The sequence below is a fragment of the Achromobacter sp. DH1f genome (genome assembly GCF_000633435.1).
In the GTDB taxonomy this organism is placed as follows: Bacteria; Pseudomonadota; Gammaproteobacteria; order Burkholderiales; family Burkholderiaceae_B; genus Achromobacter; species Achromobacter deleyi.
In genome coordinates this window covers 41,360-67,174 of sequence record NZ_AYMF01000014.1, presented here as the reverse complement: position 1 = coordinate 67,174, position 25,815 = coordinate 41,360, and the positions used below count along the sequence as shown (strand labels likewise).

At 68.2% G+C, this 25,815-nt stretch carries 22 protein-coding genes; 6 read left to right on the top strand and 16 right to left on the bottom strand.

Going from position 1 to position 25,815, the window contains the following annotated elements; genetic code table 11:
* Position 1: 1 nt before the first annotated feature.
* On the bottom strand, positions 2-3,763 hold the full coding sequence (locus U858_RS0114100) for an ATP-binding protein (RefSeq protein ID WP_025137800.1): 3,762 nt from the start codon (positions 3,761-3,763) through the stop codon (positions 2-4).
* Between the two features lie 57 nt (positions 3,764-3,820).
* Complete coding sequence (locus U858_RS0114095; protein ID WP_081821607.1) at positions 3,821-5,053, bottom strand: EAL domain-containing protein; 1,233 nt, start codon at positions 5,051-5,053, stop codon at positions 3,821-3,823.
* 357 nt (positions 5,054-5,410) lie between these two features.
* On the opposite strand from U858_RS0114095, the gene U858_RS0114090 reads away from it, so the two are divergent.
* The gene (locus tag U858_RS0114090; protein ID WP_025137798.1) at positions 5,411-5,734 is read left to right on the top strand and encodes a DUF1090 family protein; all 324 of its coding nucleotides are present in this window, start codon (positions 5,411-5,413) and stop codon (positions 5,732-5,734) included.
* An 81-nt stretch (positions 5,735-5,815) separates the two neighbouring features.
* Here U858_RS0114090 and U858_RS35640 read toward each other — a convergent pair whose 3' ends face one another.
* Positions 5,816-6,211 carry a helix-turn-helix transcriptional regulator gene (locus U858_RS35640; RefSeq protein ID WP_025137797.1) on the bottom strand — a complete coding sequence of 132 codons (396 nt, stop codon included), beginning with the start codon at positions 6,209-6,211 and terminating at the stop codon, positions 5,816-5,818.
* Positions 6,212-6,376: 165 nt separating this feature from the next.
* On the opposite strand from U858_RS35640, the gene U858_RS35635 reads away from it, so the two are divergent.
* The gene (locus tag U858_RS35635; protein ID WP_157838801.1) at positions 6,377-6,550 is read left to right on the top strand and encodes a hypothetical protein; all 174 of its coding nucleotides are present in this window, start codon (positions 6,377-6,379) and stop codon (positions 6,548-6,550) included.
* 46 nt (positions 6,551-6,596) lie between these two features.
* Positions 6,597-7,184 carry a GrpB family protein gene (locus tag U858_RS0114075; RefSeq protein ID WP_025137796.1) on the top strand — a complete coding sequence of 196 codons (588 nt, stop codon included), beginning with the start codon at positions 6,597-6,599 and terminating at the stop codon, positions 7,182-7,184.
* 24 nt (positions 7,185-7,208) lie between these two features.
* Here the strand turns inward: U858_RS0114075 and U858_RS0114070 are convergent, their stop codons facing one another.
* The 8 genes from U858_RS0114070 to U858_RS0114035 form a co-directional block, all read right to left on the bottom strand.
* Positions 7,209-8,342 (bottom strand): glycosyltransferase family 4 protein, encoded by a 1,134-nt coding sequence (locus U858_RS0114070; RefSeq protein ID WP_025137795.1) that lies wholly within the window; start codon positions 8,340-8,342, stop codon positions 7,209-7,211.
* Between the two features lie 39 nt (positions 8,343-8,381).
* A complete protein-coding gene (locus U858_RS0114065) occupies positions 8,382-9,332 on the bottom strand; it encodes a glycosyltransferase family 9 protein (RefSeq protein WP_025137794.1) in 951 nt (316 codons plus the stop codon).
* Positions 9,333-9,477: 145 nt separating this feature from the next.
* Positions 9,478-9,930 carry a hypothetical protein gene (locus tag U858_RS0114060; RefSeq protein ID WP_025137793.1) on the bottom strand — a complete coding sequence of 151 codons (453 nt, stop codon included), beginning with the start codon at positions 9,928-9,930 and terminating at the stop codon, positions 9,478-9,480.
* Positions 9,931-9,949: 19 nt separating this feature from the next.
* Positions 9,950-11,428, bottom strand: coding sequence for an efflux transporter outer membrane subunit (locus tag U858_RS0114055; protein WP_025137792.1), 1,479 nt, complete (start codon positions 11,426-11,428; stop codon positions 9,950-9,952).
* Between the two features lie 10 nt (positions 11,429-11,438).
* Positions 11,439-12,353: an HlyD family secretion protein gene (locus tag U858_RS0114050; protein ID WP_025137791.1), complete on the bottom strand. Its 915-nt coding sequence runs from the start codon at positions 12,351-12,353 to the stop codon at positions 11,439-11,441.
* A 54-nt stretch (positions 12,354-12,407) separates the two neighbouring features.
* Positions 12,408-12,602, bottom strand: coding sequence for a DUF1656 domain-containing protein (locus tag U858_RS0114045; RefSeq protein WP_025137790.1), 195 nt, complete (start codon positions 12,600-12,602; stop codon positions 12,408-12,410).
* Entirely contained in the window at positions 12,592-14,724 is a 2,133-nt protein-coding gene (locus tag U858_RS0114040) for an FUSC family protein (protein ID WP_081821606.1), read from the bottom strand. Before U858_RS0114040 ends, U858_RS0114045 begins: the two co-directional genes overlap by 11 nt.
* Before the next feature lie 126 nt (positions 14,725-14,850).
* Positions 14,851-15,762 carry a LysR family transcriptional regulator gene (locus U858_RS0114035; protein ID WP_025137788.1) on the bottom strand — a complete coding sequence of 304 codons (912 nt, stop codon included), beginning with the start codon at positions 15,760-15,762 and terminating at the stop codon, positions 14,851-14,853.
* A 153-nt stretch (positions 15,763-15,915) separates the two neighbouring features.
* On the opposite strand from U858_RS0114035, the gene U858_RS0114030 reads away from it, so the two are divergent.
* The 3 genes from U858_RS0114030 (at position 15,916) to U858_RS0114020 (ending at position 18,910) form a co-directional block, all read left to right on the top strand.
* Positions 15,916-16,851 (top strand): hypothetical protein, encoded by a 936-nt coding sequence (locus U858_RS0114030; protein WP_025137787.1) that lies wholly within the window; start codon positions 15,916-15,918, stop codon positions 16,849-16,851.
* Between the two features lie 135 nt (positions 16,852-16,986).
* A complete protein-coding gene (locus U858_RS0114025; RefSeq protein WP_025137786.1) occupies positions 16,987-18,372 on the top strand; it encodes a PLP-dependent aminotransferase family protein in 1,386 nt (461 codons plus the stop codon).
* Between the two features lie 10 nt (positions 18,373-18,382).
* Positions 18,383-18,910 carry a DedA family protein gene (locus tag U858_RS0114020; protein ID WP_029953847.1) on the top strand — a complete coding sequence of 176 codons (528 nt, stop codon included), beginning with the start codon at positions 18,383-18,385 and terminating at the stop codon, positions 18,908-18,910.
* 58 nt (positions 18,911-18,968) lie between these two features.
* Here the strand turns inward: U858_RS0114020 and U858_RS0114015 are convergent, their stop codons facing one another.
* The 5 genes from U858_RS0114015 to U858_RS0113995 all read right to left on the bottom strand — a co-directional run bounded on the left by U858_RS0114015 (position 18,969) and on the right by U858_RS0113995 (position 25,810).
* A complete protein-coding gene (locus U858_RS0114015; RefSeq protein WP_025137784.1) occupies positions 18,969-19,985 on the bottom strand; it encodes a porin in 1,017 nt (338 codons plus the stop codon).
* 161 nt (positions 19,986-20,146) lie between these two features.
* A complete protein-coding gene (locus U858_RS0114010) occupies positions 20,147-22,120 on the bottom strand; it encodes a CocE/NonD family hydrolase (RefSeq protein WP_025137783.1) in 1,974 nt (657 codons plus the stop codon).
* Entirely contained in the window at positions 22,117-23,745 is a 1,629-nt protein-coding gene (locus U858_RS0114005; protein ID WP_025137782.1) for an ABC transporter substrate-binding protein, read from the bottom strand. The genes U858_RS0114010 and U858_RS0114005 overlap by 4 nt, the downstream gene beginning before the upstream one ends.
* Positions 23,742-24,833 (bottom strand): ABC transporter ATP-binding protein, encoded by a 1,092-nt coding sequence (locus U858_RS0114000; protein WP_025137781.1) that lies wholly within the window; start codon positions 24,831-24,833, stop codon positions 23,742-23,744. The genes U858_RS0114005 and U858_RS0114000 overlap by 4 nt, the downstream gene beginning before the upstream one ends.
* Entirely contained in the window at positions 24,830-25,810 is a 981-nt protein-coding gene (locus U858_RS0113995) for an ABC transporter ATP-binding protein (RefSeq protein WP_025137780.1), read from the bottom strand. The genes U858_RS0114000 and U858_RS0113995 overlap by 4 nt, the downstream gene beginning before the upstream one ends.
* Positions 25,811-25,815: the final 5 nt, after the last annotated feature.

The window sequence follows — 25,815 nt, the reverse complement described above, 5'->3', positions numbered from 1 at the left end:
TTCAGGGTGCGTTATCCAGCGTCATTATGCCGGTCGCCGTGCCCGCGTCGGATTCTTTTTTCATGCGTGCCATGATCTGCCGGCATTCGGCGATGAAGGCGGCGCCGATGGCTTCACGGGCCGTGGCGTCGGCAGGCCGGATGGCGCTGGAGAACGCGGCGACGCAATCGACCAGCCCAGGATGCTGAACGGCGTGGGTCGAGCCCCGGGCCCGGTGGATCCAGTCGTGCAGCCTGCCGTCATCGTGCAGGGGCAACAAACGGGCCAGATCGTCCAGGTCCTGGTCGAACAGTTCAAGAAAGGTGGCGACGAACTGACGCGCCTTGTCGTGGGTGCCGAACACCGCGATCAGATCGTCCAGGTATTCGCTGGACGGGGCCGCCTCGGGTTCCGGGGCGGGCAGGGTGGGTGCATTGAACGGCAACGCGGCCGCCGCAGCGATGGGAGGGCTGGGCGCCCTGAGCAGGGCTGCGCGCAAGGTATCGAGTTCCACGGGTTTGACCAGCAGGCCGAGCATGCCGGATTCCAGGCAACGCCGGTAGGCGGTGGAGGTGCCGTCGGCCGAATAGCCGATGACGGGAGGGCGGGGTACTTTCCAAGCTGCCGCGCCGGCGGTGATTTCCCGGGTCAGGGTATAGCCGTCCATGCCCGGCATGGTGCAATCGGTGATGACCGCGGCGATGCCGCCAGCGCCATGGTCGTTTTTCCAGTCGTGGTGCAGGGCGTCGAGCGCTTCGGTGCCGGACGCGGCCGAAATGACCTGCAGGCCCAATAACCGCAATTGCGTTTCCAGCAACATCCGGTTGGAAGGGTGGTCGTCGACGATCAGCACGGTACTGGTGGGCGGCAGGCTCAAGGCCGGGAATTGTTCCGCCGTGCCGGATTCGGCCTCGATGGGGGCGGACCAGGTATTGCCATAGCGCATCGGCAACGTCACGGTGACGGTGGTGCCGCTGCCTTCGGCGCTTTGCAAGGCGATTTCGCCGCCAAAGAGTTCGGCCAGTTTCTTGCTGATGGCCAGGCCCATGCCGGTGCCGCCGTAGCGCTCATAGATGCCGGCGGTGGCTTGCTGGAAGGGGCTGAACAGGTGTGGCACGGCATCGGCCGCGATGCCGATGCCGGTGTCCCGCACCGTGATGCGCACGACGCACAGGTCCTGGTCCTGGCGCAGGACGTCGGCGGTGACGGTCACCGCGCCACGCGGGGTGAATTTGATGGCATTGGCCACCAGGTTATTGATGATCTGGCGCAGGCGGCCTGCGTCGAACACCAGGTCGGCCGGCACGGCAGGGTCGACCTTGACGTCCAGGCTGATGCCCTTGGCCTGGGCGGACCGGTTGAAGGCGGTGACCCAGCGCGGCAGGGCCTCGGTCAGGTCGCCGGCGGAATAGTGCAGGGACAGCTCGCCGGCCTCGATCTTGGAGTAGTGCAGGATGTCGTTGAGCAGCAGCAGCAGCGCGGTGGCGGAATCGTAGGCCAGCGCCGCCTGTTGCTGGGCGGGCAGCGAGACATCGCCGGCCTTGCCTTCCTTGAGCAGTTCCAGCGCGCCCACCACGATGTTCATCGGCGTGCGGATTTCGTGGCTGATGGTGGCCAGGAACAATGTCTTGGCGCGGTTGGCGGCATCCGCGCGCTGGATGGCCAGTTGCAACGAACGTTCGGTGGCCTTGAGTTCGGTCAGGTCGACCCAGCCGCCGAGCAACGCCTGCAGTTCGCCGTTGGCGCCCAGCAGTGGCACCACCCAGTGCTGGCCGGTCAGTTCGCGCCCGCCCAGGGTGAGCGTCATTTCGGCGAAGTACGGCTGGTGCGTTGCCTTGACTTCGTCGTAAGCGCGGCGAACCTGCTGGCGGCTGGCGTCATCCAGGGTGGCGATGCCTTCGAGGGTCAGGTTCATATCCACCAGAGGGTCCTTGACCAGCTTTTCGAAGGCCTCGTTGCAGGCAATCATGATGCCGTCCGGATTCCAGACGTACATCGGGTTGGGATTGGCGTCGAGCATCTGGCGCTTGAGCGTCAGGCGTTCCTGCATCAGGCGTTGGTCGCGGCGCCTTTTCAGGAAGCGCACCAGCAGGATGAGCAGCCAGGCGGCCAGCAGGATGCCGGCGACACTGCCGCCGATGATCAGGCCGCGGATCAGCGGCCCGCGGGCGGCCCAGCGGAATTCAAGCTGTTCGGAGTACTGCCACTGCGCGATGGTGAAGTCCATCTGCTCGTCGGAAATGGCATTGAGCACCTTGTCGATGATCGAGGCCAGCAACGGATTGTGTTCGGAGACCGGGTAGACAAAGGGCACCATGTCCGGCTTGCCGATGCCGGTGATCTGCAACTGGCCTTGATAGAAGCGCGCAATCAGGTATTCGGCGGACGGATACAGCAACGTGGTGGCGTCGGCCTCGCCGGTGGCCACGGAATTCAGGGCCGCCAGGCCGGTGGACACTTCGACGATGGTGGGCAGCTTTTCGGGGCCGGCCGCCTGCAACAGGGTTTTGAGGGGAGAGGCGGTCACCAGCGCGACGCGCAGCGGTTGCAGTTCGGCGATGGTCTTGGGGTGCGGCCCGTCGACGCGGGAGATCAGCGCGTAGGTGCTGTAGAGGACCGGCCGGGTCAGCACAAGTCCGGAGAAGCCGGGGTAGTTGCCCTGCATGGTGCTGGCCATGTCGGCGCTGCCGTCGCGAACGGCCTGGATCTGGTCCAGCGCCGAATCGTAGAACTGGGGCGTGAACTGCAGGCCCGTCTGCGCCGTGACCATGTCCAGCACCGACGCTGAAATGCCGGCCGAACGGCCGAAGCTGTCGCGGAACGTGAACGGCACGACCAGCGATGACGTGGCGACCGTGACCTTGGGGTGATCCTTGATCCATTGCAGTTCGGCGTCGCTGAACGGCACTTTGCCGTCAAGGCGGCCTTGTTCGGCCTGTACCCAGCGCCGCTGCAGCGTGCGGTGCACCCGTGCGGGGAATTCGGCCAGCGCCTGGTCGAAGCTGCGCAGCAGTTCGGCCCGCTGCGGGTTGAAGGCAAAGGCGTATTGCGTGCGCAGGCCGGTGGTGGACGGGCGCGCCTTGAGCATGTAGAAAAGAATGGCGTTGTTGTAGGCGGAAATGGAAACCGTGTCGCCCAGGAAGGCCACGTCCTTGTGGGTGGCGACGCGTTCGAGGCCTTCGTAATAGCTGTCCACGCCATGCAGCGCGGTGTCGGGGATCAACCGGACCACGTCGTCCGTGTCCAGTTCACTGCGCAGGTAGCCCAGCGTGCCGGTGTCCAACGAACTGCCGTTGCGCACCTCGGAGCGAGTAATGACGATGGCGGCGGCGTTGAAGATGGGGGCCGAACGCGGAAAGCGGGCTTGCGGCAAGGCAGCGTCGGCGCCGACCGCCACGTCGATGTCGCCGGCCGCCAATGCGGCCGACAGGGCATCCAGGTTGTCGAAGAAGCGCACGGCGACGGTCAGGTTGCGGGCGCGGGCGATGATGTCCAGGTAATCGGCGGCCAGGCCTCGGGCGTTGCCGCTGCGGTCGCTGCGCGACAGCAGCGGGGCCATGCCTTCCATGACGCCAACCAGGATGCGGGCAGGCTGCGCCGCGCCATCGGGCAAGTCGGAGTGGGGCAGCACCACGCTGCTGGCTTCGGGGCTGCTTTCCAGGGCGGACAGCGGGGGGGAGGCAATGGGGCCGGCGTGAGCGTCGATGCTGCTCAGCGCCAGGGTCAGTGCGATGGAGACCAGACACAGCAGCCTGCCGGCTGCAGATACAAATAGGGTAGGCACAGTGCCGTGTCCTTCATTTCGGGCAGGCTTCAAGCCTTCGAAGCGGGTGGTTGCATTTTAGCCGCACAGCGAAGGGGGCGGCAGGATGTGTTCGGTGGGCGCAAGCATATCGCGAGCGTGGCAGAACGACACCAATTGCCATTCCGGCATGGGGGCGCCGTACAGATAGCCCTGCTCGCGGTCGCAACCCAGTTCACGGATGACCTTGCTATGGGCGTCGGTTTCCACGCCTTCGGCCACCGTGTGCATACCCAACCGGTGCGCCAGGCCGATCATGGATTCAACGATGGCGCGCTGGTGGGGGTGGTTGGACAGGCCTTCAAGGAACGAGCGGTCGATTTTCAATTCGGTGAAGGGAATGTCGCGCAACCGCGCCATCGACGAATAGCCGATGCCGAAGTCGTCGATGGCCAGGCCGAAGCCCGCCATGCGCAGCTCGGCCAGATTCTCGAACAGCGAGCCTTCGGCGGCGCTGTCGCTCAGTGTTTCGGTCAGTTCGAAGACGACGCTTTCGCGGCGCGCGGCGCGGGCGTCGGCGATATCGATCAGCGATTGCACGACGCTGTGGCGGGCCATCGCGGCGCTGCTCAGATTGATGGAAACCGAGACGGTCAGGCCGTTGTCCTGCCAGCGCTGTTGCGCCGCCAGGGACTGCTGCAGCATGGCGGCAGCCAGATGGCCGTCCAGGTTGCGGGCGGCGATGGTGGGCATGAAGGCGCTGGGCGCCAGAATGCCGTGCAGCGGCTCGTACCAGCGCGCCAGCGCCTCCACGCCCAGGATATGGCCTGTTCGGCAGCAGATCTGGGGCTGGAACCAGGGCTGTATGCGCCCATCCTGCAAGGCTTCGAGCGCGGCGCGCTCGGTCACCGGGAAACCTCGGCCTGGGGAGACGGCGGGCGGGTACGTCTGGGCGATGCGACCGCTGCCGGCCAGGATCTGGCGCAGGGCATCGACGGCCAGGGGCTTTTCGATCAGGCCGATGACCTCGACGCTGGAGCTGCGCGCCACCAGTTCGGCGGATCGCAAGAAACGTGGATCCAGGGTGGTGGTGAAGATGACCTGGGGCGGGGTGCTCAAGGCCGCCAGCTCGCGGACCAATGAAATGCCGTCCATGCCCGGCAGGCGCAGGTCGCACAGCAGCACATCCCAGCGTTGGGCGCGCAGGCGCCGCAGCGCGTCTTGCGCGTCGCTGACGACGCCAAACCCGGCCAGATCGCAGCGCGACAGGGCCGCCGACGCGTAGCGGGCCTGAATGGGGTCATCTTCCAGTACCAGCACTCGAAGAGTCATGTGCTTTCCTTTGTGAGGGGATCAAGACGGGCAGGAGGGTGCCGACGCCGACAGACGCGCTTTCCGGCACTGTGGAGGGAGGGCGGAGCAGGGCTGGGACGGGTCGGCAAACGGGCGTGGACCGGCGAAATCGCCGCGTGGGACCGCAAGGTCTGGTGAATTCTGCGCCGGCGCAAGCGGGATGGGCATTGGAAGTTTCTAATTTTTGTTACAGGAGCGAGTTTCTGAAATTTCGAGTGCGCTTTTCACTGCGATTTTCAGAAAGTTCCAATATCAGGGCGTCAAACCGCTGGGCACCATGGACGCATTCGCCGTTGTCGGCACGTGCATCAGGAATCGCCCGCAGGAATCGCCCGCATGACAAACATCCTTTCCGCTTTTCCAGGCCGCTTCGCTCGCCCGAGCCGGCTTGTTGCCATCGGGGCCGGCCTGGCGACCCTGCTGGCGGCGTTTGGCGCCGCGGCTACGCAGGCCGATGCAGCACCCGGCAGCGACGCCAGGCCGACGGTGCATGAGTTCACCGACAAGGTCCGGGAACAGCGGCGGGCGGTCAGGGAACGCCAGGAAATCCTGGACCGCGAACTGCGCAACGGAGATCCCAACCGCATCAGCCGGGCCAAGCAAAAGCTGGACAAAGCCGCGCAGGAGCTGCTTGCCGTCGAGGGAGAACAAGGAAACTGATTCGCCGGATCCCGTTCTGGCTCTGGGCCGGTCCGGACGGGATCTTTTGCGGCGCGCCCTTGCAGAGGGGCGCGCCTTTTTTTATTGCGCATGTTCGCGCGGTTCGCGTGCACCACGCGGCTCGCGGCGGGCCCGGCCGCGGCGTTTTGGCAGATCCTGGACAAGGTCGGGGCGGTGCGCCGGCGCATGCCAGACGATCGACCATTGGATGTCGAGCCGGGTTTCGAGAAACGGCGCGGTCCATTCGCATAACGGCACCATGCCGTTTTCGATCAGGCTGTAGGTGATGAGCGTGAGGTCGAGCCGGTTGGCGACTTCGACGCGGGAGAGTCCGTGGGCTTCGCGCCAGGCACGCAGGGCGGACCAGCCATGTTCACGCATCATGAGCAGAACGCTGTTGGGCGGCAGCTTGTGCCGCAGGTCGGCATGGCGAAAGAGGGATTCCTCGGCGACGTCGCTGAGCAAGGGCATGTTCATGGATATGTGGATGCGGTGGTGAAGGGCATCCCAGTGTGCGAGCCGCCAGGCGCCGCCGCCATTGGAAGTTTCTAATTTGTGGGGGGGGGGCGGCGCAAAGCGCGTATGCTGGGCGCTGTAAGGCGAAGCGGCGTATTGCCGCCTTGCCGCTGCCCAGGAACCGCCATGGAAAAGAAAGACACCCCTCCGGAACAGAAAGACAAGCCCGCCGCCACCCCGAAAAAGCCGGACGTGCCTGCTGCGGGCAAGGGCTGGCCGACGCCCAAGAACACCTATGCGCCCAAGGGACGGGCCATGGATCGCAAGCCGGGCAGCCGTGGGTCGGCCCGCGGCCGCTAGCGATCGGCGCGTCCGTCCGCTCGCGCCCCGCCTGAACCGAGGCACCATGCCGACCCCTGAAGAGATCATGCGGCACTACGACGCGGACCCGGACGAAAACCCGTGGGTCCTAGGCAAACCCGCGCCCGAAGTCATCGAGGTCGTGCCCTACGATGCCGCGTGGCCGGCGCAGTATGCGGCGCTGGCCGACGCCATCGCCGCCGCGCTGGGCAAGACGATGCTGGCCATCGACCATGTCGGGTCCACGGCGGTGCCTGGCTTGCCGGCCAAGCCGGTGATCGATATCGACGTGGCGGTGGCGGACCCCGCCGACGAAGCCGCCTATGTACCGGCGCTGTCGGCGACCGGTTATGTGTTGACGGTGCGCGAACCCTCGTGGCACCAGCATCGTTGCCTGCTGCGCCGGTTGCCTCGGGTGAATCTCCATGTATTCGGCCCGGACTGCCCCGAGAATATCCGCCACAGGATGTTCCGGGACTGGTTGCGCGGCCACCCTGACGACCGCGAACAATATGCCCACGCCAAGCGCGCCGCCGCGCAGGACGTGGACCAGGTGGCCGATTACAACTTGCGCAAACAGGCCGCGGTGCGCGAGATCTACGACCGCATGTTTCGCGCCGCCGGGTTTCTGTAACGGCTCGGCGCCGTTCGGCGGGCCTCAGGCCGGCCGGAACGCCCGTTCGTCGTGGCCCAGGGCGCGGCGGTAGGCGTCCAGCGTATGAGCCATCTGGTTGGCCAGGCGGAAATTCGATTCCGCATAATCTCGGGCCCGCGCCACGATGGCGGCGGCGCGGTCCGGATCGTGGCGGATGCTCAGGATGCGCTCGGCGAAGCCGGCGACATCGCCAGGGGCGGCGAGCCAGCCGGTGATGTCCGGCCTGACGATTTCCGGCAGTCCGCCCACCTGGCTGGCCACGACCGGGCAGCGCGCGGCAAACGCTTCCGGCACGACGCGCGACCAGGCTTCGGTGGCGGAAGGCACCAGCATCACGTCCGTGGCATGGATCATGTCGACCACGTCCAGACGATGCCCGGCAAACACGACGTGATCGGCGATGCCCAACTGCACGGCCAGCGTGCGCAGCTGCTGCGCGTAGGGCTGGGTCTCGGCGGTGGCCATGCCCACGACCAGCGCGACGGCGGGCACCGAATGGCGGCGCAGGCGCAGCACCACGCGCAACAGGTCGGCCTGGCGCTTTTCCGGGCGCAGCATGCCGATGGTGGAGACCACGAACGCGGCGGGATCCACATTCAGGGCGCGCCGCGCCCGTTCCCGCACGCCGATCTTGTCGACGACGCGAAAGAAGGCGTCGCCGGCCCATTCGCCCACGACGCTGATGCGTTCTGGCCGTGCAAAACGGGCGGTCAGCAGGGAATCGCGGCCGGCGTCGCTGGTGGCGATGACGTGGTCGCAGCCCAGCTTCCATTCCAGCCGGCGGCGGGCACTGGTGGGCATGGGCTTGGCGAAATGGCGCGTGCGGACCACGGCGCACAGGTCACGGCATAGCGCGGCCGTCTTGCCGTCGGCGCGGCTGTGGCTGTCGATGACGTCGACCCCCATCAGTTTGACGGTGCGGCGCAGCTTGAGAATGGCGCTGGGGGAATACGGCGAATCGAAATCGATGGGCACCGTCGGTATGTCGCGGCGGCAGGCGGCTTCGCTGATGGCGCTGGCCGCGGGGGCAGCGATGGCCGCGGCATGGCCGTGGCGGTTGAGCCAGGCAGCCTGTTCCAGGGTGCGGAATTCGAGTCCGCCCAGGCTTTTTTCGCCAAGAATATGCAGGATCCGCATCGGGTCTGAAAATGGGAGAAGGTAGGAAAACCGGGGCGCTCAGGCCCGGGCGGCGGGCGCGCTCGACAGGACCTCGACGCAGGCGCGCAGCACGTCGTCGGGCGTGATGGAATTGATGCCGTCGCGCGGTTCGCGCGGCACCACGTCGGCGGCGCCGCGGCGCCGCCAGAACCATTCGGGATTGGACTGGTTGAAGATGCCCACGTACGGCACGCCGGCGGCCTGCGCCACATGCGACGGGCCGCAATCATTGGCGACCACCAGGCGTGCGCGCAGCATGATGGCGCTCAGTTCGGACAGCGGTCGGCAATAGGCCACCTGGATGTCCGTGCGCCGCAGCGCGTCGAGCTCGGCGCGTTCACGGGCTTCCTGCTGGCCCAGCACGAAGGTGTAGCGGATGTCGGCGCCCAGCAGCGATTTGAGGCGGTCCGCCAGCCGCAGGTAGTGCGCCAGGCGCCAGCGCTTGAACGGTCCCGAGCCGCCGCCGGGGATGAAGACGACGTCGGCGCCAAGCTCGGTGTGCCGATGGCGCGTGGCCAGCTCGGCGAAGCAGCGGCGTGCGGCCGCTTCGGCATCGAGCGGCCGGTACGCGGCCAGCAGGCGTAGATTGGCCAGGCCGATGTATTCGGCTTCGTCCTTGCGGTGGCAATGCGTCCAGACCAGGTCGCTGAAGCGGGCGTTGCGAAAGCCCAGGCGAATCGCCGGCAAGCGCAGCAGATTGACCAGGCCGAAGCGTTCGCTGCTGTGGTGCAGGTTGACCGAGACCTGGGTGGCCGAGGTCAGGCTGCGGACATAGTCGCGCAGGCTGCGGGCGCGCTGGAATTCGTCGACCCAGGGCAGGTCGCGGTAGATGTGGCCGACGTCATCGCGCGCCACCACCTTGACCTGTCTGCCCGGCCACCACGCCTTGAGCTGGTAAAGCGTGGCAAAGGCGACGATCTGGTCGCCCAGCTGGGGTTGGCTTCTGACGTAGACGACGATGTCCGACACGCGCGCTCTCTCCGGGGTAGCCCATGCAATGGCTACGCAATCTACGGGAGGGGGCGGATAAATATTCCTCGATACATTTAAAGAATGTGAAGATTCGGACGGGCCGGCTGCATAGAAAAAAATATCTCGCCGGCCGCCGTTGACGTTAACTGAGGTTGTCCCAGGCGCGCATGTCGTCATCGGCCGGGCGATGCAGGGGCAGTGGATTGGTCAGGCGGCGGGTCAGGGCCACGGCCTCTTCCAGCGTTGCCACCGCCTCGTGCGGGATGCCGAAGGCTTTCTCGGCCATGTCGCCGTGCCGGGCGGCCGCGGCGCGGCGCGCGGCGTCCGGTTCCACGCTGATCTGGGCCTTGCACAGCCGGCCGAGCCGCGCCTTGTTGTGCTTGAGCCAGAGACCGCGCTGCTTGCGGTCTTCGTGCGATTCCTCGGGGTCCAATTCGACATAGGCGATGGTGAAGGGCCGGCCGGCGGCGAGCAGGGCTTCCATTTCGGCTTCCCATTGCGGCGCGTACCCGGCCTGGGCGTTGGCCGGATTGAAGACACACAGGGGGTGACGGCGCACGTCATGAATGCGAAAGGCGTCAGGGGACAGGGACATGGGTCAGGCTCCTTGGAGGTCAATGGGAGGAAGGGGGATGGGCGGCATCGGCCAGCGTCGGCGGCAGGGCCATCTCGGCCGGGGTTTGCCAGCCGGCGCCCAGCGCCTTGTACAGGCCGATGGCGTGGCGGGTGCGGGCCAACTGGCTGAGCGCCAGGGCGTCGCGTGATTGGTAGGTGGCGCGCTGGGCGGTCAGGACGGCCAGGTAGCCGGTCAGGCCGTTCCGATACAGCCGGGTGGCCCGGGCCAGGGCATCCTGGCTGTCGCGTACGGCGGCGGCCAGGGCCGTCTGGCGCGCCTGTTCGGCATGCAGGCCAGCCAGGGCGTCCTCGACGTCCTGGAACGCGCGCCGCACGGTCTGCGCATAGGCTAGGCGATGTGCCTGTGCCCGCGCCTGGGCGGCGCGCAGGTTGGCCGTGGCCCGGCCGCCGTCGTAGACCGACTGGCTGGCCGACGCGCTCAGCGACCAGATCACGCTGGCGTCGGTGAACAGGTCATGCAGGAGGCTGGCGGCACTGCCCAGCCCGAGCGGAATGACGAACCTGGGAAACCGCTCTGCCTGGGCCACGCCGATATCGGCGGTGGCCGCGGCCAGGCGGCGTTCGGCCGCGCGGAGGTCGGGCCGGTTGCGCACCACGTCGGAGGGCAATCCGGCGGGCAGGGCGGGCGGGACCGGCAGCGGCTGGCCGGCCGCCGTCAGCGCTGCGGTCCAGTCGGCGGGAAAGCCTCCGGTCAGGACGCCGATGGCGTGGGCCAGACGGGCCTGATCGCCTTGCAGCTCGGGCAGGCGCGCCTGGGCCAGTTCGCGTTCGGCGCGCGCCTGGGCCACGTCCGCGGTGGTACCCAGGCCATGGCGCGCGGCGCGCTCGGCCAGCTGTTCGGCGGCGGCCAGCGTGGCGATGGTGTCGCGGGCGATGGCGGCGCGCGCCTGGGTACTGCGCAAGGCGGCATAGTCCGCCGCCAGTTCGGCCAGCAGGCTGATGCGCAGGGCGTGGTCATCTGCTTCGATGGCCTGCACGTCGGCGTCGGCGCGTTCGACCGCGCGGCGACGCCCGCCGAACACATCGATCTCCCAGCTGGCGTCCAGCCCCAGGCGGTACGCGCGGGATTCGCCGATGCCGGGCGGGTAGCGCAGTGCGCGGGCCGAGCGCTGCGCCGTGGCATCGGCGCTCGCGCCGACCTCGGGGCCCAGGCGGCTGGCGACCTGGTCGCGTTCGGCGCGGGCCTGCACCCACCGCAGCCGGGCGATTTCCAGGTCCTGGTTCTGCGCCAGGGCCTGCTGCACCAGTTGATCGAGCAGCGGGTCGTTGAAGGCGCGCCACCAGGCCGCCAGCGTCTGCGCGTCGGCCGGTGCCGCGCCCGGTTGCGGGGTGGACCAGGCCGTTGGGTACGCGGGCGTTTCGGGCTGATAGTCGGGCCCGACGGCAGTGCAGGCAGCGAGCGCGGCAGACAGCGCGATTGCCAGGACGGTGCGGGAAAGGGGCTGTGCGTGGGTCATGGCGCGGGTCCTACATCAAGGCGCGCAGCCAGGTGGCCAACCGGCCCTGGGCCATGGCGGTCTGGCCGGGTTGGCCGACATCGACGCTGCACGTCATGCCGGCCGCCAGCGTGACGCCGTCCGGCAGCGCGTCCAGCTCGATGCGCACCGGGATGCGCTGGGCCAGCCGCACCCAGCTGAAGGTAGGCTTGACTGACGGCAGCCCATGCGCGTCGGGGCCGTCGTTGTCGTCGGCGATGCCGTGGCCGATCGAGGCCACGCGGCCGGCCAGCAGCGGTTCGAATCCCATCAGCTTGATGCGCGCCGGGGCGCCGGGCCGGATGCCGGCCAGCTTGGTTTCTTCGAAATAGCCGGTGACCCAGAAGCTGTGGGCGTCCAGGATGGCGATGTCCGGCTTGCCGGCCACCGCGTAGTCGCCGGCACGCAGCCGCAGCCGGGTCACGAAGCCGTCCACGGGGGCGCGCAGCACGCTGCGCGCCAGGTCCAGTTCGGCCACGTCCAACATGGCCCGGGCACGGCGCGCGTCGGCCTGAGCAATGGCAACCGCGCGGGCGGCGCGCTGGACGTCTTCGCGGGATACCAGATCGTCCAGCCCCGCGCGGCGGCGCGCCTCGTCCGTGCGCTGGCGCAGCGTTTCGTCGGCCGCGGCAGCCTGTGCGCGGGCCTGTTCGACGGCCAGCTCGAAGCGCCGGGGATCAATGCGGTACAGCACGTCGCCTTGCCTGACTGACTGGTTGTCGATCACGGCGACTTCGGTGACGGTGCCCGAGACTTCAGGGGCGATGCGCACGACGTGCGCGCTGACGCGGCCGTCGCGGGTCCAGGGGGCCAGTACGTAGGCATTCCACAGCGCGGCGACCAGTGCGCCGGCGATGGCAAGCGCGGCCAGCGTCAGTGCGGCACGGGAAAGGGTTTTCAAAGGCAGTGACATGGGGGACGGCAAAGGAAGGCAGCAAGAGAACGGGAGTCGGATGGGGAATCAGGCGACAAGGATCAGCAGCGACACCAGCGCAAGCGAGAGCGAGAACTCGAACAGGGCGGGATGCCAGACTCGGCGCAGCACGCCGCTACGAGCCAGGGCGGCGCGCAGCAGCCAGTACAGCGGCAGCGCAATGCAGACGTAGAGAAAGAAGGGCGGCACGTAGATGCCGGCGATGGCGAATTCACTCAGCACGGGATGGCTCCGAAGCGGCGGAGGCGTTGAAATAGGCGGCGTGGTCCTGGACTAGGCGATGGATATCGGCAAAGGCGGCCATGGCCTTTTGCACGACCTGGCGCGAGGCCGGGGCCTCGTCCAGGCGGCGTGCCAGCTGGCGGGCGGCGTGCTGCGCATACCGCGTGCGGCGCGAGAGGGGCCTGGCGGAGCCGGCCAGCCGGTCAAGGCCCTGCTGCGCCGCGCGCTGCGCGGCCGGCGGCAGCGTGCGGCTGGCGAGCAGGCGCTGGATACGCAAGACCTCGCGTCCGACATGGATCGCCGCCAGGCCCGGCGCCAGGGCATCTGCTTGCGCGGCCTGGCCTTTGACGTGGGCGCCCAGTTGCGCGAGACGATGCTGTTGGCGTTGCTGCCAACCGGCCGGGTCGACCCGCTTGCCGCGCAGCAACGCCAGCGCGTCGTCGCGCAGGGCACGCTGCAGCCGGGCGACGTCCTGGCGGGGATTGCGCGGCAGGATCACCTGGAAGGCCAGCAGGGCGAACGCGGTGGCGAGTACCCAGGCGACCGCGTTGTTGGCGAAGTCGAGCGGCGCATAGTGCATGGGGTTGTCTGCCGCAGCCAGCGTATTGAAGGCCACCAGGTAGGCCAGGCCGGTCAGTGCGTGGCGGGGCACGCTGGTGGCATAAATGCCTGGCAGCCAGAACAGTGCCAAGGCGATGACCAGCAGGGGAAAGCCGTCCACCTGCGGCAGCACGCCGAAGGCGCACAAGGCGGCGGCAGGCACAGCCAGCAGCGTGCCTTTGAGGAACTGGCGGGCCCCCGCGGGGGGATTGGGGGCGGTGGCCAGCAGGGCGCAATACGGGCCCAGCACCAATAGCATCATGTCGCCGTGGTCCCAGCCGGTCCAGAGCCAGAACAGGCCGGCCAGCACGATGGCCGTCATCGAGCGCAGCCCATTCTGCAGCGCGCCGGCGTAGTCGCGGTGAAAGCGCACCGGCGCACCGCCCGCCGCAGGCCGTGGCCGTGCCAGCGCGGCCAGGCCGTCGAGCGCGACCCGATAGGCGTGCAGCTGTTCGCGCAGCCGGTCGGCAGCGATGAGCACGGCCGCTTCATCGCGGGCATTGGCCAGGCGCAGTGGCGTCAGCGTTTCGCCCAGGCGCTGGTCGGCGTCACGCAGGATTCGCGCGGCCAGCGCGGCATTGTCATCGGCCACGGCGCGGGCGGCGTCTTCCCAGGCCTTGCGCAGGGGCGCTTGCAGGGCGGCCAATGCACGGTGCTGCGCCGATGGCGCCTGGTCACCCGGGACGGGAGGGGGCAGGACGGTCACGCCAACATCGACCAACGGCGCCACGCCGCCCACCAGGGCGCTGAACAATGCAGCCATGCCGTTGCGGACCGCGGCAGCGCGCTGCGCCAGGTCTTCGGATTCAGCTTTGCCCGCGGCCAGCAGATCGTCCATGCCATAAATGTCGGCGAGCAGGTCCTGCCGCGTTTGCCGGGCGTCGGCGGGGGCTGCCCCTTGTTGACGGGCGATCACGCCAGCCACCGCGGCGGCCAGGCGGGCGTATTGCGCCTGCAGTGTGGCGCGCAGGCCGCGCCTGCTGGCCAGGCTGCTGATCAGACCCAGGCAGACGACGCCGATGACCACGGTCGAGCCGCGGCCCATCACGTGTTCAAAGGTGGTTTGGGGATGGCCCATGGCGCCATAAGTGGCCAGTCCGATGGTATAGCCCGCCACCACCGCGCCGGACGCGCGAAAGTGGCGCAGCAGCGTCATGGCGGCGACGCACAGGCCCAGCCAGGCACCGAAGCCCAGGATGAACAGCAGGGGCATCTGGCCGGCAACCGCCATCAGGCACACGGCGGCCAGCATGCCTGCCAGCGTGCCGATGATGCGCCAGGCGCCCTTGCCGATGACGGCGCCTTGCACGGGGTGGATGACCAGCAGCACGGTGGAAGCGGCCGAGTAGGGCGTTTCCAGTTCCAGCAGGTAGGCCACCCCCAGCGCCAGCGCGGCGGCGGCGATCGAGCGCGCGATATAGGCGCTGCGCGGGGTGGCGGGATCGAAGCGGGCCAGGGCCGTCAATACGCGGCGGGTCCAGGCGCGTGGCGGGTTCGCGGGCGGTGCCGCAGGGCAAGACATATTCTGATCGCTCCTGAAAACTGGCGATAAGAAAGTCTAGGAGTGGAGCGACGCGAGGAGAAGTCGAAAGCCTGCACGGCTGGCGTGCGCGGCGCGCACGTGCCGGCGACGCAGGGCGGGGGCGTGTCAGGCGGGAGGGCGCGCGTCTTCGGTCAAGACGCGGATGGTCCGGCGCAGCCATTGATGGGCCGGCTCGTGCTGAAAACGCGGATGCCAGGCCTGGGTGATAAGGATCGGGTCCAGCGCCAGCGGCAGGTCGAACAGCCGCACCTTCATGCCCATCTGCACGGCGGCGCGCGCCAGTTGCTCGGGCAGCGGCAGGATCAGGTCGGACCCATGCAACGCCAGCAGCGCCGCGCTGGGCGTGGGCACGATGAGCGTGACCTGGCGGTCCAGCCCCTGCGCGGCCAGCGCGGTGTCGATGGGCCCGTGCGTCTTGCCGCGGCGCGAAACGCCGATGTGACCCCAGCGCGCGATCCGGCGGGCGGTGATGCCGTCCTTGAAGAGCGGATGATCGTCGCAGGCGACGCCGACGACGCGGGTGGTGAACAGCGGCTGCACACGGATCTCGTGGCCCAGCGGGCGCGCGGCGCTGATGAACAGGTCGACGCGGCCGCCGCGCAGCGCCTCATCGTCGATGTCGTCTTCTTCGGGGGTGAAGCACAGCGTGGCGCGCGGCATGTCGTTTTGCAGCGCATCGAGCAAGCGGCCGGCGTAGATGCCGATGAACAGGTCGTGGGCGCGCACGTTGAAGCGCGTGTCCAGCTGCTTCAGGTCGGCCTGTTCGCCCTTGGCCAGCACGCCGCTGGCCTGGCGGATGGCGTCCTGCAGCTGATCGCGCAGTTGAAGGGCGTGCGGCGTGGGCACCAGCGCGCGTCCGGACTGCACGAAGATCGGGTCGCCGGTGGTTTCGCGGATGCGGGCCAAGGTGCGGCTCATGGCCGGCGCGCTCAGGTTCATGCGGCGGGCGGCGCCCACCACGCTGCCTTCTTCCAGCAAGGCTTGCAGCGCGTACAGCAGGTTCAGGTCGGGGCGCATGAGACGGTTTGGTGCGTGGCGGAACCGTTCAATTATGCAACGTCTGGCGGTTTCATCCGCACCGGTTGGACGTGCGCGGTGCGCACGCCTGGCATGCGGCTGCGGTATCGTGGCAGGCCGCATCCGACCTTTTTTCTGACTACGAGCGCCCGCATGGTTCATCCTCTGTCGACCCCCGGCTATCGCAAGCTGCTTGACCTGCAGCGCCGCATTCATGAATTCACGCTTCTGGCCTGCGTCGACGACGACGTGGACATCCGCGCCCCGGACCTGCCGCTGTGGAGCCGGGCGTACCAGTATCTGTCCATCGCGCCCTTGCTCGGCGGCCTGCAGGTGGAATATTTCGGCGAACTGTGGGAAGAACCCTTTGCCTGGACGCTGGCCTGCCTGGCGGACCAGGAGGTCGCCGATGCGATCGTGGCGCTGTCGTTCACCGGACCGGACGAAGGCGCCAACGGCACGCGCGAATGGGAGTTCACGCCGCTCGTCGATTCGGCTGTGCGCTTTCCCGTGCTGAAGTCGCTGGCCATCCGCCCCAGCGGTCAGGCCGACCACAATGTCGTGCTGATTCAGCGGGCTGGCACCATCATGGAAGAGTCGGGCGAGATCGCCCGGTTCGCCGCCAAGGCGCCCGCCCTGACCCAGCTGACCGTGCCCAATGCGCCGGATGCGTCTTTCTTTGACGTGCCGTTGCCGTACTTGCAGACCCTGGTGGTCGAAAGCGGGTTCGATACGCAGGCCTTCATCGAGAACCTGGCGTCCTCGACCAATCTGACGGCGCTGCGGTCGCTGGATTTCACGGAATCCACCGAGCTGCACTCGACCTGGGCCGACGCGCGCGAAGCCGGCTGCATCACGCCGTTTTCGGCCTACGAACAGTTGCTCCGCAGCGAGGCCGGTGAGCGACTGCGGGCGCTCACCCTGCGCAATACCTGCCTGAGCCTGGAGCAGTTGCAGGCGCTGCAAGCGCTGCGGCCCAAGCTGGGGATGATGGTGGTGCAGTCGCCGCGCGGCGGCTATGTCAGCCACTTTCGCCAGGATGTCTTTCCTTGGCGCCACCTGGTGCAGCCCGACCCGGGCGTGCGGTAAGGCATCGAGCGAACGGCGCCCCGGATGGCGCCGAGCCGTACAAGATTCGGCATGTATGGACGTAATGCCTGTTTGTTGCCATACTCGTCGATTGATATCACCCCTACATTGCGACATTTTTTCGCAATATGACCCATGCATAACGACGAAATGTATGCATCCTGGCCGCTGAAGTTCGTGCGCGGCGCAGGCCCCCGCTACCGCCAGATCGCCGATTTCATCGCTGGCGCGGTGGCAGACAACCGCATGCAGCCCGGCGACCGCCTGCCCCCGCAGCGCGGCCTGGCGCAGCACCTGGGCGTGGACCTGACGACGGTGACACGCGCGTATGCCGAAGCCGGCCAGCGCGGGCTGATCGAACCGCGCGGCCCGCTGGGCACCTTCATCGCGCGGCCCACCGACGAACCCTTGTTGCAGATGCTGGACCTGGGCATGAACATGCCGCCGCTGCCGCTGGGGTGCGATCTGCAGGACCTGCTGCGGCGCGGCCTGGCCAAGGCGATGGAACGCCACGACGTCGGCGTGATGATGACCTACCACCAGGCGGGCGGCGGTCCAGCTGAACGCGAGGCGGGAGCCGAGTGGCTGGCGCAGTCGGTGGGCCGGGTGGACCCGGACCGGGTGCTGGTGTGCCCGGGCGCGCAGGCCGCGCTGGCCGCGGTGATGCTGGCCTACAGCCGACCCGGCGACGGCATCGTGGCCGAGCCGCTGGTGTACCCCGGCCTGCTGACGGCGGCCCAGCAGTTCGGCCGCCGGATACTGGTGGCCGACACCGATGCAGATGGCATGACGCCTGCCGGCCTGGAACGTGCCTGCCGCGAGGGTGGCCGCCTGGTCTATCTGAACCCCACGCTGCAGAATCCCACGGCGCACACCATGAGCGTCGCCCGTCGTCGCGACCTGCTGCGGGCGGCCGCGGCCTGTGGCGTGCGCATCATCGAAGACGACCCGTATTCGCTGTTCCTGCACGACGCGCCCCCCGCGCTGGCCAGCCTGGCGCCTGCGTCGGTGTTCTACATCGCCACGCTGGCCAAGACGCTGACGCCCGGGCTGCGCACGGCCTTTGTCTTGACGCCCGACCTGGACGGCCGCCGCAACGTGCTGGCCGCCATGCGGTCGTTCGCGGTGATGGCCGCGCCGTTGATGGGCGTGCTGACCACGCAATGGATCGCCAGCGGCATGGCGCAGCAGATCCTGGACGGCGTGCGCGCGGAAGCCCACGCACGCCAGCGCCTGGCGCGCCAATTGCTGCCGGGGCCGTTTCCGTCCGCCGCGGCGGGCATCCATCTGTGGCAGGCGCTGCCCGACCGCTGGACGGCATCGGACCTGGAACGGGTGGCGCGCGACGAAGGCCTGAGCGTGACGTCATCCGAGGTGTTCCACCAGGGGCCGGGCGCGCCCAACGCCATCCGCATTTCGCTGGGCAGCATTCCCGACCGCCAGGAACTGGGGCAGGCGCTGGAGCACCTGGCGGGCCTGGTGCGGCGCCGGCCGCGCGGGCTGCGCGATGTCATCGTCTAGGTGACGCGCGATGCTGTTCGAGACGTTCCATGCCTTGCAGGATTCGATGGTGGACTTCGCCAAGACCCACGCGAACTGGCTGGCGCCGATGGGCTTTGCCTTCGCCTTCCTGAAATCGCTGCCGCTGGTGGCGTTGGTGATCCCCGGCACGGCGCTGCTGCTGTCGATCGGCGCCATCCTGGGGCTGGGCGATGCCAACTTCGTGGCGGTATGGCTGGCGATCTCGGTGGGGGCAGCGTTGGGCGACTGGGTGCAGTTCGCGGCGGGCGTCTGGTTCGGGCCCAGCCTGATGCGCAGCAAGCCGCTGCGCAAGCGCCCCGAGCTACTGCATCGCAGTACGCTGTTCATCCAGAAATGGGGCGTACTGAGCATTGTGCTGTGCCGCTTTTTTGGGCCGCTGCGCGCCACCGTGCCGATGATCGCCGGCATCTGCGGCATGCGGGCGGCGGCGTTTCAGGCAGCGAACTGGGCCTCGGCTTTCTTGTGGGCGGCGGCGCTGCTGCTGCCCGGCTGGTGGGGAACGCGCACGTTCCTGTAGGCCGGGCGGCAAGCGGCGGCCGGCGCGCGGCACGCCGTGTGCCGCGTTGGATGCTGGCCTAGAACTGATGCCGTATGCCTACCGACGTTTGCAGCGTATGCGATTCGCGGATGTCGACGCGGTTGACGTAGGCATACAGATTGGTGCGCTTGGACAGATCGTACTGGTAGCCCAGCGCCCAACCGGTGATGTCCGACCCCGTGGCGCGCTGCGCCGATGCCAGCACCGATGACGCCTTGCCCGTGGGCACGGTGACGCCGACGATGAACGAATTGACCTTGTCGTAGCCGGCGGACGGCCCCGTGTTGGCGTTGCGCAGGTTGCCGTAGGTGCCGTGCAGCGTGATCCATTCGAAGTCGTACGAACCCGCCACTTGCAAGTTGCCGGTGGTTTTCTTGTTGGGCAGGCGCGCGTCGGGGTTCAGGCGGTCGTAGGTGAGTGCGGCGGCCACCGGGCCGCTGTTGTAGCGCAGGCCGGCGGTCATGACGCGGTCGTGTGCGTCGGTGGCGAAGGCGTCGTTGTCGTGCGCTTCGAAGCTATAACCCAGGCCGGCCTGCCAGCCGTTCATGCGCGGCGTGGCATAGAACACGGCGTTGTTGACGCGGCCGGCGGCGCCGAAGTCGCCGTCGTTGAACCCCAGGGTGACGTTGTTGGACGATTGTCCCCAGCCCGTGCCGAAGGGCGAGCCCACGCCGCTCCATTCGAAGCCGTAGATCCATTGGCGCCCCAGGCGCACTTCGCCGAAGCCGCCGGCCAGCCCCACGTAGGCCCAACGGCCGAACAGACGCCCCTGCGTCTGTGCGCCACTGTTGGCATTGAAGCCGTTTTCCAGGCGGAACACCGCCTTGTAGCCGTTGCCCAGGTCTTCCGCGCCGCGCAGGCCCCAGCGCGAGCCGGATTGGTTGCCGCTTTTCTGGCGCAGGCTGGATTCGCCATCGCGCCGCTCGTAGGTCGTGCCCAGGTCGATCAGGCCGTACAGCGTGACGCTGCTGGTTTCGGCGGCCGGGGCCGGGCTGACGCAACTGAGCGCCAGGGCGGCGCCCAGCGTGCGGCGGTGGCGGATGATTCTTTTCATGGTGCTATCCCCTCTATTGGTATTGCGTTGGACAAAAGCATCCCCGGCCGCCCGCGCAGTGCGGGCGGCTAAGGGTGGAACCGGGTGTGGCCTGACCAGCCGTTAACCGGTCAAGGCGATGTGGACGCTGACGCTGATGTGACCGCGTGCGGTGCGCCGGGCTAGCCCGGGGCGGCGGATGCGGGCAACGGTGTCAGGTCTTGGGGCGACGCCACGCAGAGCGTGACGCGGGACGGATACGCGGCCGAGGCATGCACGGTGTTCAGGGCAATACGCTTTTCGCGGGCATCGGCGGCGGACTCGCCGCTGTTGGGATTGACGTCGTATTTCGGGAAGTTGCTGCTGGAGATATCCAGCCGGATGCGGTGGCCTCGTTTGAACAGATTGCAGGTGGCAAAGGGTTCGATCATGATTTCGTAAACCTTGCCCGGGGTCAACGCATTGGCCTGATTCCAGGACTGATGGAAGCGGCAACGGAAGATGCCGTCGGTCAGGTTCAAGGCATAGCCCTGCGGGTAGTCGGCACTGGGCGGATAGACGTCCACCAGCTTGGCGGTGAAGTCGGTGTCGGGGCAGTCGGACGAGATGTGCAGCGTGACCGTGACCGGACCGATGACGGCCAGGTCCTGGTCCAGCGGCGCGGTCTGGAACACCACCACGTCGTCGCGCGATGCCAGCGGCAGGCCGGGCTGGCGCACGCCGAAAAAGCGCGGGTCTTCGCGCTGGTCGAAGCCGCCGCCTTCGAACACCGGCTGGCCGGACGTGAGCGCGCCGCCCAGCGTGGGCACCGGATTGCGCGGGTCGTACTGATACGTGATGCGGGCATCCGGGACGGTGGGCGGCTGCGTGTCCAGGCGGCCATCGGCGTGCAGGTGAAATGCGGTGGGGCGGGCTTCGCGCAGCGGCCAGGCGTCGGCCTGGATCCATGCGCCGCCGTGGTCGAAGCGGCCCGCGGCATTGCGTGTGCCGCTGCCTCCGCCCATGAGGAACAGGCGTGCGACCGGGTCGTGTGCCGGGGGTGAGGACGTCGGGCCTTGCGATGCCTCGCCTTGCTGCGTCATGCCCGCCTGCGCCTGGCCCGCGGGCGCATCCTGCAGCCAGCGCTGGAACCACGCCAGCCGGAATGCCAGCCAGTCGGACGCAAGGTTGCCGTCGAAGGTCGCGCGGGGGCCGAAGTCGGCATCGCCGCTGTGCACGGTATTGCGGTCACCGTGCAGCCAGGGCCCCATGATCAGCCGCACGGGCGATTGCCGGCCCTGGGTCAGCCCATCGTAGTTTTCCATGGTGGTGCGCACGTAGGCGTCATACCAGCTGGACATCAGCGCCACGGGAATGTCGGGAATCGCGTCGTAGTAGCCCTGGGCATAGATGCCCAGCTGGCGCCAGGAATCGTCGAAGGTGTCGGCGCGCCACTGCTCGAACAGATAGTCTTCGTATTCGGGCACGCTGGCCAGCGGCGAATGGCCGGGGCGCCACGGCATGCGGGTGAACCACTGGCGGATGTCTTCGGCTTCCAGCGCGGCCAGCACCAGCGGGTCTTGTTGGGCCGCCGGGCTGAGCTTGGCCTGCTTGTAGGCCCAGGTGGCCTGCTTCAGTTCGAAGGCGCCCGACTGGCGGATGCCGCACTGGTAGCCGTTGGAAAAGCCGCCCGAATCCAGCACCATGCAGGCCAGGCCCGGCGGGTTCAGGCAGGCCAGCGCCATCTGGGTGTGCGCGGCATACGACAGGCCCATGGTGCCGATGCGGCCATTGCACCACGGCTGCTGCATGATCCAGGCCAGCGTGTCGAAGCCGTCCGGCCCTTCGGACAGGTACTTGGTGAAGTGGCCTTCGGAACCATACCGGCCGCGGCAGTCCTGGAACACCACGGCAAAGCCATGCGCCACGAGGTGTCGGGCCACTTCCGGGCGCGGCACGCCCAGCTTGCCGCCGATCTGTTCGGACCGCGACACCTCGGTCTTGCCGTAGGGCGTGCGTTCCAGGATGACGGGCAGCGGCGCATCGACGCCGGGGCGGTAACCCGCGGGCAGGTGCACGTCGGTGGCAAGGTGGATGCCGTCGCGCATGCGTACCCGCTGGTCTGCCAATACGTGGGCAGCGGCGGGGGCGGGGATAGAAGCGTCGGGAGCAGTCATTTGGCTTCCTGGATGTAGAGCATTGAAGTGCGTTCGAGTTTGTTGGCGCGCAGCACCGTGCCGTCGCGGGCGGCCCAGAAGGCCACGGGGAAATACAGGGGCACGATGCCGACGTCGTTGAATCCCGCTTCGGCGGCCTGGCGCAGCAGCGCGTTGCGCACGTCGGGGTCGAATTCCACGGCGGCCTGCGCCAGCAGGCGGTCAAGTTCGGGGTTGGAATAGCGCGCGCGATTGAAGGCGCCCGTGCCGGCGGCCTTGTCGTAGGTGGCCATCACGTTGGTCAGGCCGCCGGCCGAATCGCCGGTGCTGTTGCCGTACGAAAAGATGAAGGCGCTGTACTGCTGCTTGCCGCTGGCGCCGGCATAGACGTTGTAGGGCTGCGTCACCACGCCGTTGATGCGCAGGCCGGCGCGCGCCATCATCTGCGCCAGCGCCTGGGCCAGGTCGCTGTCGCCAGCAAAGCGGTCATTGGAGGAATGCAGCGTCAGGCCGAAGCCGTGGGGGTAGCCGGCCTGGGCCAGCAGGGCGCGCGCACCGTCCAGGTCGTAGGCGGGCGCCGGCAGGTTGGGGCTGTAGCCGCCCAGCCCCTCGGGCACCATCTGGCCGGCCGGCACGCCGGCGCCGCTCAAGAGGCGCTCGGTGATGGGGCCGCGCATGAACATCCTGGATATCGCCTGGCGCACGCGCACGTCTTTCAGGGGATTGACGGGCAGGGGCTTGCCCTGCGCGTCGGTGATGAACGGGCTGATGTCACGGGCCGAGTCCAGCGCCAGGTAGATCAGGCGGGCCGACGGCGAGCTGTAGAGCGTGTAGCCGGGCTTGCCTTTGATGTTGCGCGCGTCGGTCGGCGGCACGCTGTCGATCAGGTCCACCGAACCGGACAGCAGCGCCGAGATGCGCGCGGCGTCGTTGGCGATGTAGCGAATGACGACGCGGTCGAAATCGGGGCGGCGGCCCCAGTAGTGGTCGTTGCGTTCAAGCTCCAGGCTGTCGCCGGGCTGCCAGCGCTTGAACTTGTAGGGGCCGGTGCCGATGGCGGCCACGCCGGAATTGAAGTCTTCCGACCGCTTGCCCTCGGCGGCATGGCGCGACACGATGTAGACCTGACCGATCTGTTCCATGAAGTCGGGCGTGGGTTCCTTGGTGCGGATGCGCAGCGTCAGCGGATCAATCACCTGCACATCGGCGATGGACCGCACCGCCCCGCTGAAGGGCGCCGGGCTGTTGGGCACCTTGGGCGCCCGGGCCAGCGAGAACACCACGTCGTCGGCCGTGAACGGCGTGCCGTCATGAAAGTGCACGCCAGGGCGCAAGCGGATTTCCCAGGTATCAGGGGCCACGACGCGCCAGGACAGCGCCAGACTGGGCTGGCTCTGCATGTTTTCGTCGGTGGACATCAGGCGTTCGAAGATGTTTTCGGCGGCCGCCTGGTTGTTGCCGGTGCGCGAGAACAGCGGGTCCATCGACGACGGCTCGCTGGAATGGCCGATGGTCAGCAGCGGCCGGGCGGCGGCCGGGGCGGGCAGCAACGCCGCCAGCGCCAGGGACAGGGTGAGCGTTGCGGCCAGCGCCAATGCGGGCAAGCCGCGCCGCGCGCCGTGCATCGAGAATGAAGAGGCAGTCATGACGCGCGGGTTCCTTGTTGTGCGGCGGGGGGCGTGTTCGGCGGGGCAGGCAACGGGTTAACCCCGGGCGCGTTCGGCGAGGTGGGCATCGGGGTGTCCAACAAGTGGCAGGCCGCCTGATGCCCGTCGGCCGTGGCTTGCAGCGCGGGCGCTTCGGTCTTGCAACGCGCCATCGCCTGCGGGCAGCGCGGGTGGAAGTGGCAGCCGGACGGTGGATGCAGCGGCGACGGGATCTCGCCCTGGATGGCATGGAAGCGCCGCTTGCGGTTCGACAGGCGCGGCACTTCGTCCAGCAGCGCCTGGGTGTACGGATGGCGCGGCGCGCGGAAGACCTCGGCCGTGGGGCCGGATTCGACCACGCGGCCCAGGTACATGATGACGGTGCGGTCGCTGATGCGCCGCACCACGCCCAGGTCGTGGCTGATGAACAGATAGGTCAGGCCCAGGTCTTGGCGCAGGTCCATGAAGAGGTTCAGGATCTGCGCCTGGATCGACACGTCCAGCGCCGCGATCGATTCGTCGCAGATCAGGAACTGGGGCTTCACGGCCAGGGCGCGGCCGATGCCCACGCGCTGGCGCTGGCCGCCCGAGAACTGGTGCGGGAAGCGGTTGCGGTAGTCGGGGTCCAGCCCCACGCGGCGCATCACCTGCACCACGTAGTCGTCGTAGTCGCGGCGCGCGATGATGCCGTTGGCCAAGGGCGCTTCGCCGATGATGTCGCGCACCCGCTTGCGCGGATTGAGCGAGGACATCGGGTCCTGGAAGATCATCTGCGTGGCCATGCGCTGTGCATGCGCGGCCTGGCCGGTCAGCGTGGACAGTTCGCCGGCCGGCGTCTGGATGGTGCCGGACGTGGCGGGCAGAATGCCGGCCAGCACGCGGCCCAGCGTGGACTTGCCACAGCCGGATTCGCCCACCAGCCCCACGACTTCGCCCTGGCGGATGGTCAGGTCGATCCTGTCCACCGCGTGCACGGTCTGCGTGCCGACCTTGGCGCCCAGCAGGCCGGCCAGGCGTTCGGCGTAGTCGGGCCGCTTGACGAACAGGCGCGACACCTGGTTGGCCTGCATCAGGATCGGCGGGTTCACGAGAAGGCTCCTGTCTGGGGATGAAAGCATCGGTGGCTGCGGCTGCCGGCGGCGTCGATGGGCGGCTGTTCGGTGCGGCAGCGGTCGGATGCATGGCCGCAGCGCGGGCTGAAGGCGCAGCCGGCGGGCAAGGCCAGCGGCGACGGCGCCATGCCGGGAATCTGGTACAGGCGGTCGCCCGTGTGTTCGTTGCTGGGCACCGATCCGATCAGGCCGATGGTGTACGGGTGGCGGGGGCGATCCAGGATGTCGTCGGTGGGGCCGGATTCGACGACCCGCCCGGCATACATCACGCAGACGCGGTCGGCCAGCCCGGCCACCACGGCCAGGTCGTGGCTGACCCAGACCATGGCGGTGCCCGTTTCGGCGCACAGCTTCTGCATTTCGGCCAGGATCTGCGCCTGGATCGTGACGTCCAGCGCGGTGGTGGGTTCGTCGGCGATGATCAGGTCGGGCTTGTGCAGCATGGCAATCGCGATGGCCACGCGCTGGCGCATGCCGCCGGACAACTGATGCGGATAGGCCTTCAGGCGTTCGTCGGGCGACGGGATGCCCACGGCCGCCAGCGTGTCGCGGGCGCGAGCCCAGGCCGCTTTGCGGCTGCAGCGTTCGTGCGTCTGCACCGTTTCGACCATCTGGGTCTCGATGCGGAACACCGGGTTCAGCGTCATCATCGGGTCCTGGAACACCATGGCGATGCGGTTGCCGCGCAGCTGCCGCAGTTCTTCGCGCGACAGCGTCGCCAGGTCGGTGCCCTTGAACAGGATCTGGCCGCCGTCGATGCGTCCCGGCGGGTCGATCAGGCCCAGGATGGAAAAGCCGGTGATGGACTTGCCCGAACCGGACTCGCCGACCAGGCCCAGGATTTCGCCGGGATGCACGTCGAAGCTGACGTCGTCCACCGCCCGCACCAGGCCGGCGCGGGTATGGAACCAGGTGCGCAGGTTGCGCACGGAAAGAGTGGGGGTGCTTGTCATGGGAC

Coding starts and splice junctions, on each gene's coding strand:
- U858_RS0114095 (WP_081821607.1), bottom strand. CDS start 5,053: ATGACTCTTCGAGTGCTGGTACTGGAAGATGACCCCATTCAGGCCCGC.
- U858_RS0114090 (WP_025137798.1), top strand. CDS start 5,411: ATGACAAACATCCTTTCCGCTTTTCCAGGCCGCTTCGCTCGCCCGAGC.
- U858_RS35640 (WP_025137797.1), bottom strand. CDS start 6,211: ATGAACATGCCCTTGCTCAGCGACGTCGCCGAGGAATCCCTCTTTCGC.
- U858_RS35635 (WP_157838801.1), top strand. CDS start 6,377: ATGGAAAAGAAAGACACCCCTCCGGAACAGAAAGACAAGCCCGCCGCC.
- U858_RS0114075 (WP_025137796.1), top strand. CDS start 6,597: ATGCCGACCCCTGAAGAGATCATGCGGCACTACGACGCGGACCCGGAC.
- U858_RS0114070 (WP_025137795.1), bottom strand. CDS start 8,342: ATGCGGATCCTGCATATTCTTGGCGAAAAAAGCCTGGGCGGACTCGAA.
- U858_RS0114060 (WP_025137793.1), bottom strand. CDS start 9,930: ATGTCCCTGTCCCCTGACGCCTTTCGCATTCATGACGTGCGCCGTCAC.
- U858_RS0114055 (WP_025137792.1), bottom strand. CDS start 11,428: ATGACCCACGCACAGCCCCTTTCCCGCACCGTCCTGGCAATCGCGCTG.
- U858_RS0114040 (WP_081821606.1), bottom strand. CDS start 14,724: ATGTCTTGCCCTGCGGCACCGCCCGCGAACCCGCCACGCGCCTGGACC.
- U858_RS0114035 (WP_025137788.1), bottom strand. CDS start 15,762: ATGCGCCCCGACCTGAACCTGCTGTACGCGCTGCAAGCCTTGCTGGAA.
- U858_RS0114030 (WP_025137787.1), top strand. CDS start 15,916: ATGGTTCATCCTCTGTCGACCCCCGGCTATCGCAAGCTGCTTGACCTG.
- U858_RS0114025 (WP_025137786.1), top strand. CDS start 16,987: ATGCATAACGACGAAATGTATGCATCCTGGCCGCTGAAGTTCGTGCGC.
- U858_RS0114020 (WP_029953847.1), top strand. CDS start 18,383: ATGCTGTTCGAGACGTTCCATGCCTTGCAGGATTCGATGGTGGACTTC.
- U858_RS0114015 (WP_025137784.1), bottom strand. CDS start 19,985: ATGAAAAGAATCATCCGCCACCGCCGCACGCTGGGCGCCGCCCTGGCG.
- U858_RS0114010 (WP_025137783.1), bottom strand. CDS start 22,120: ATGACTGCTCCCGACGCTTCTATCCCCGCCCCCGCCGCTGCCCACGTA.
- U858_RS0114005 (WP_025137782.1), bottom strand. CDS start 23,745: ATGACTGCCTCTTCATTCTCGATGCACGGCGCGCGGCGCGGCTTGCCC.
- U858_RS0113995 (WP_025137780.1), bottom strand. CDS start 25,810: ATGACAAGCACCCCCACTCTTTCCGTGCGCAACCTGCGCACCTGGTTC.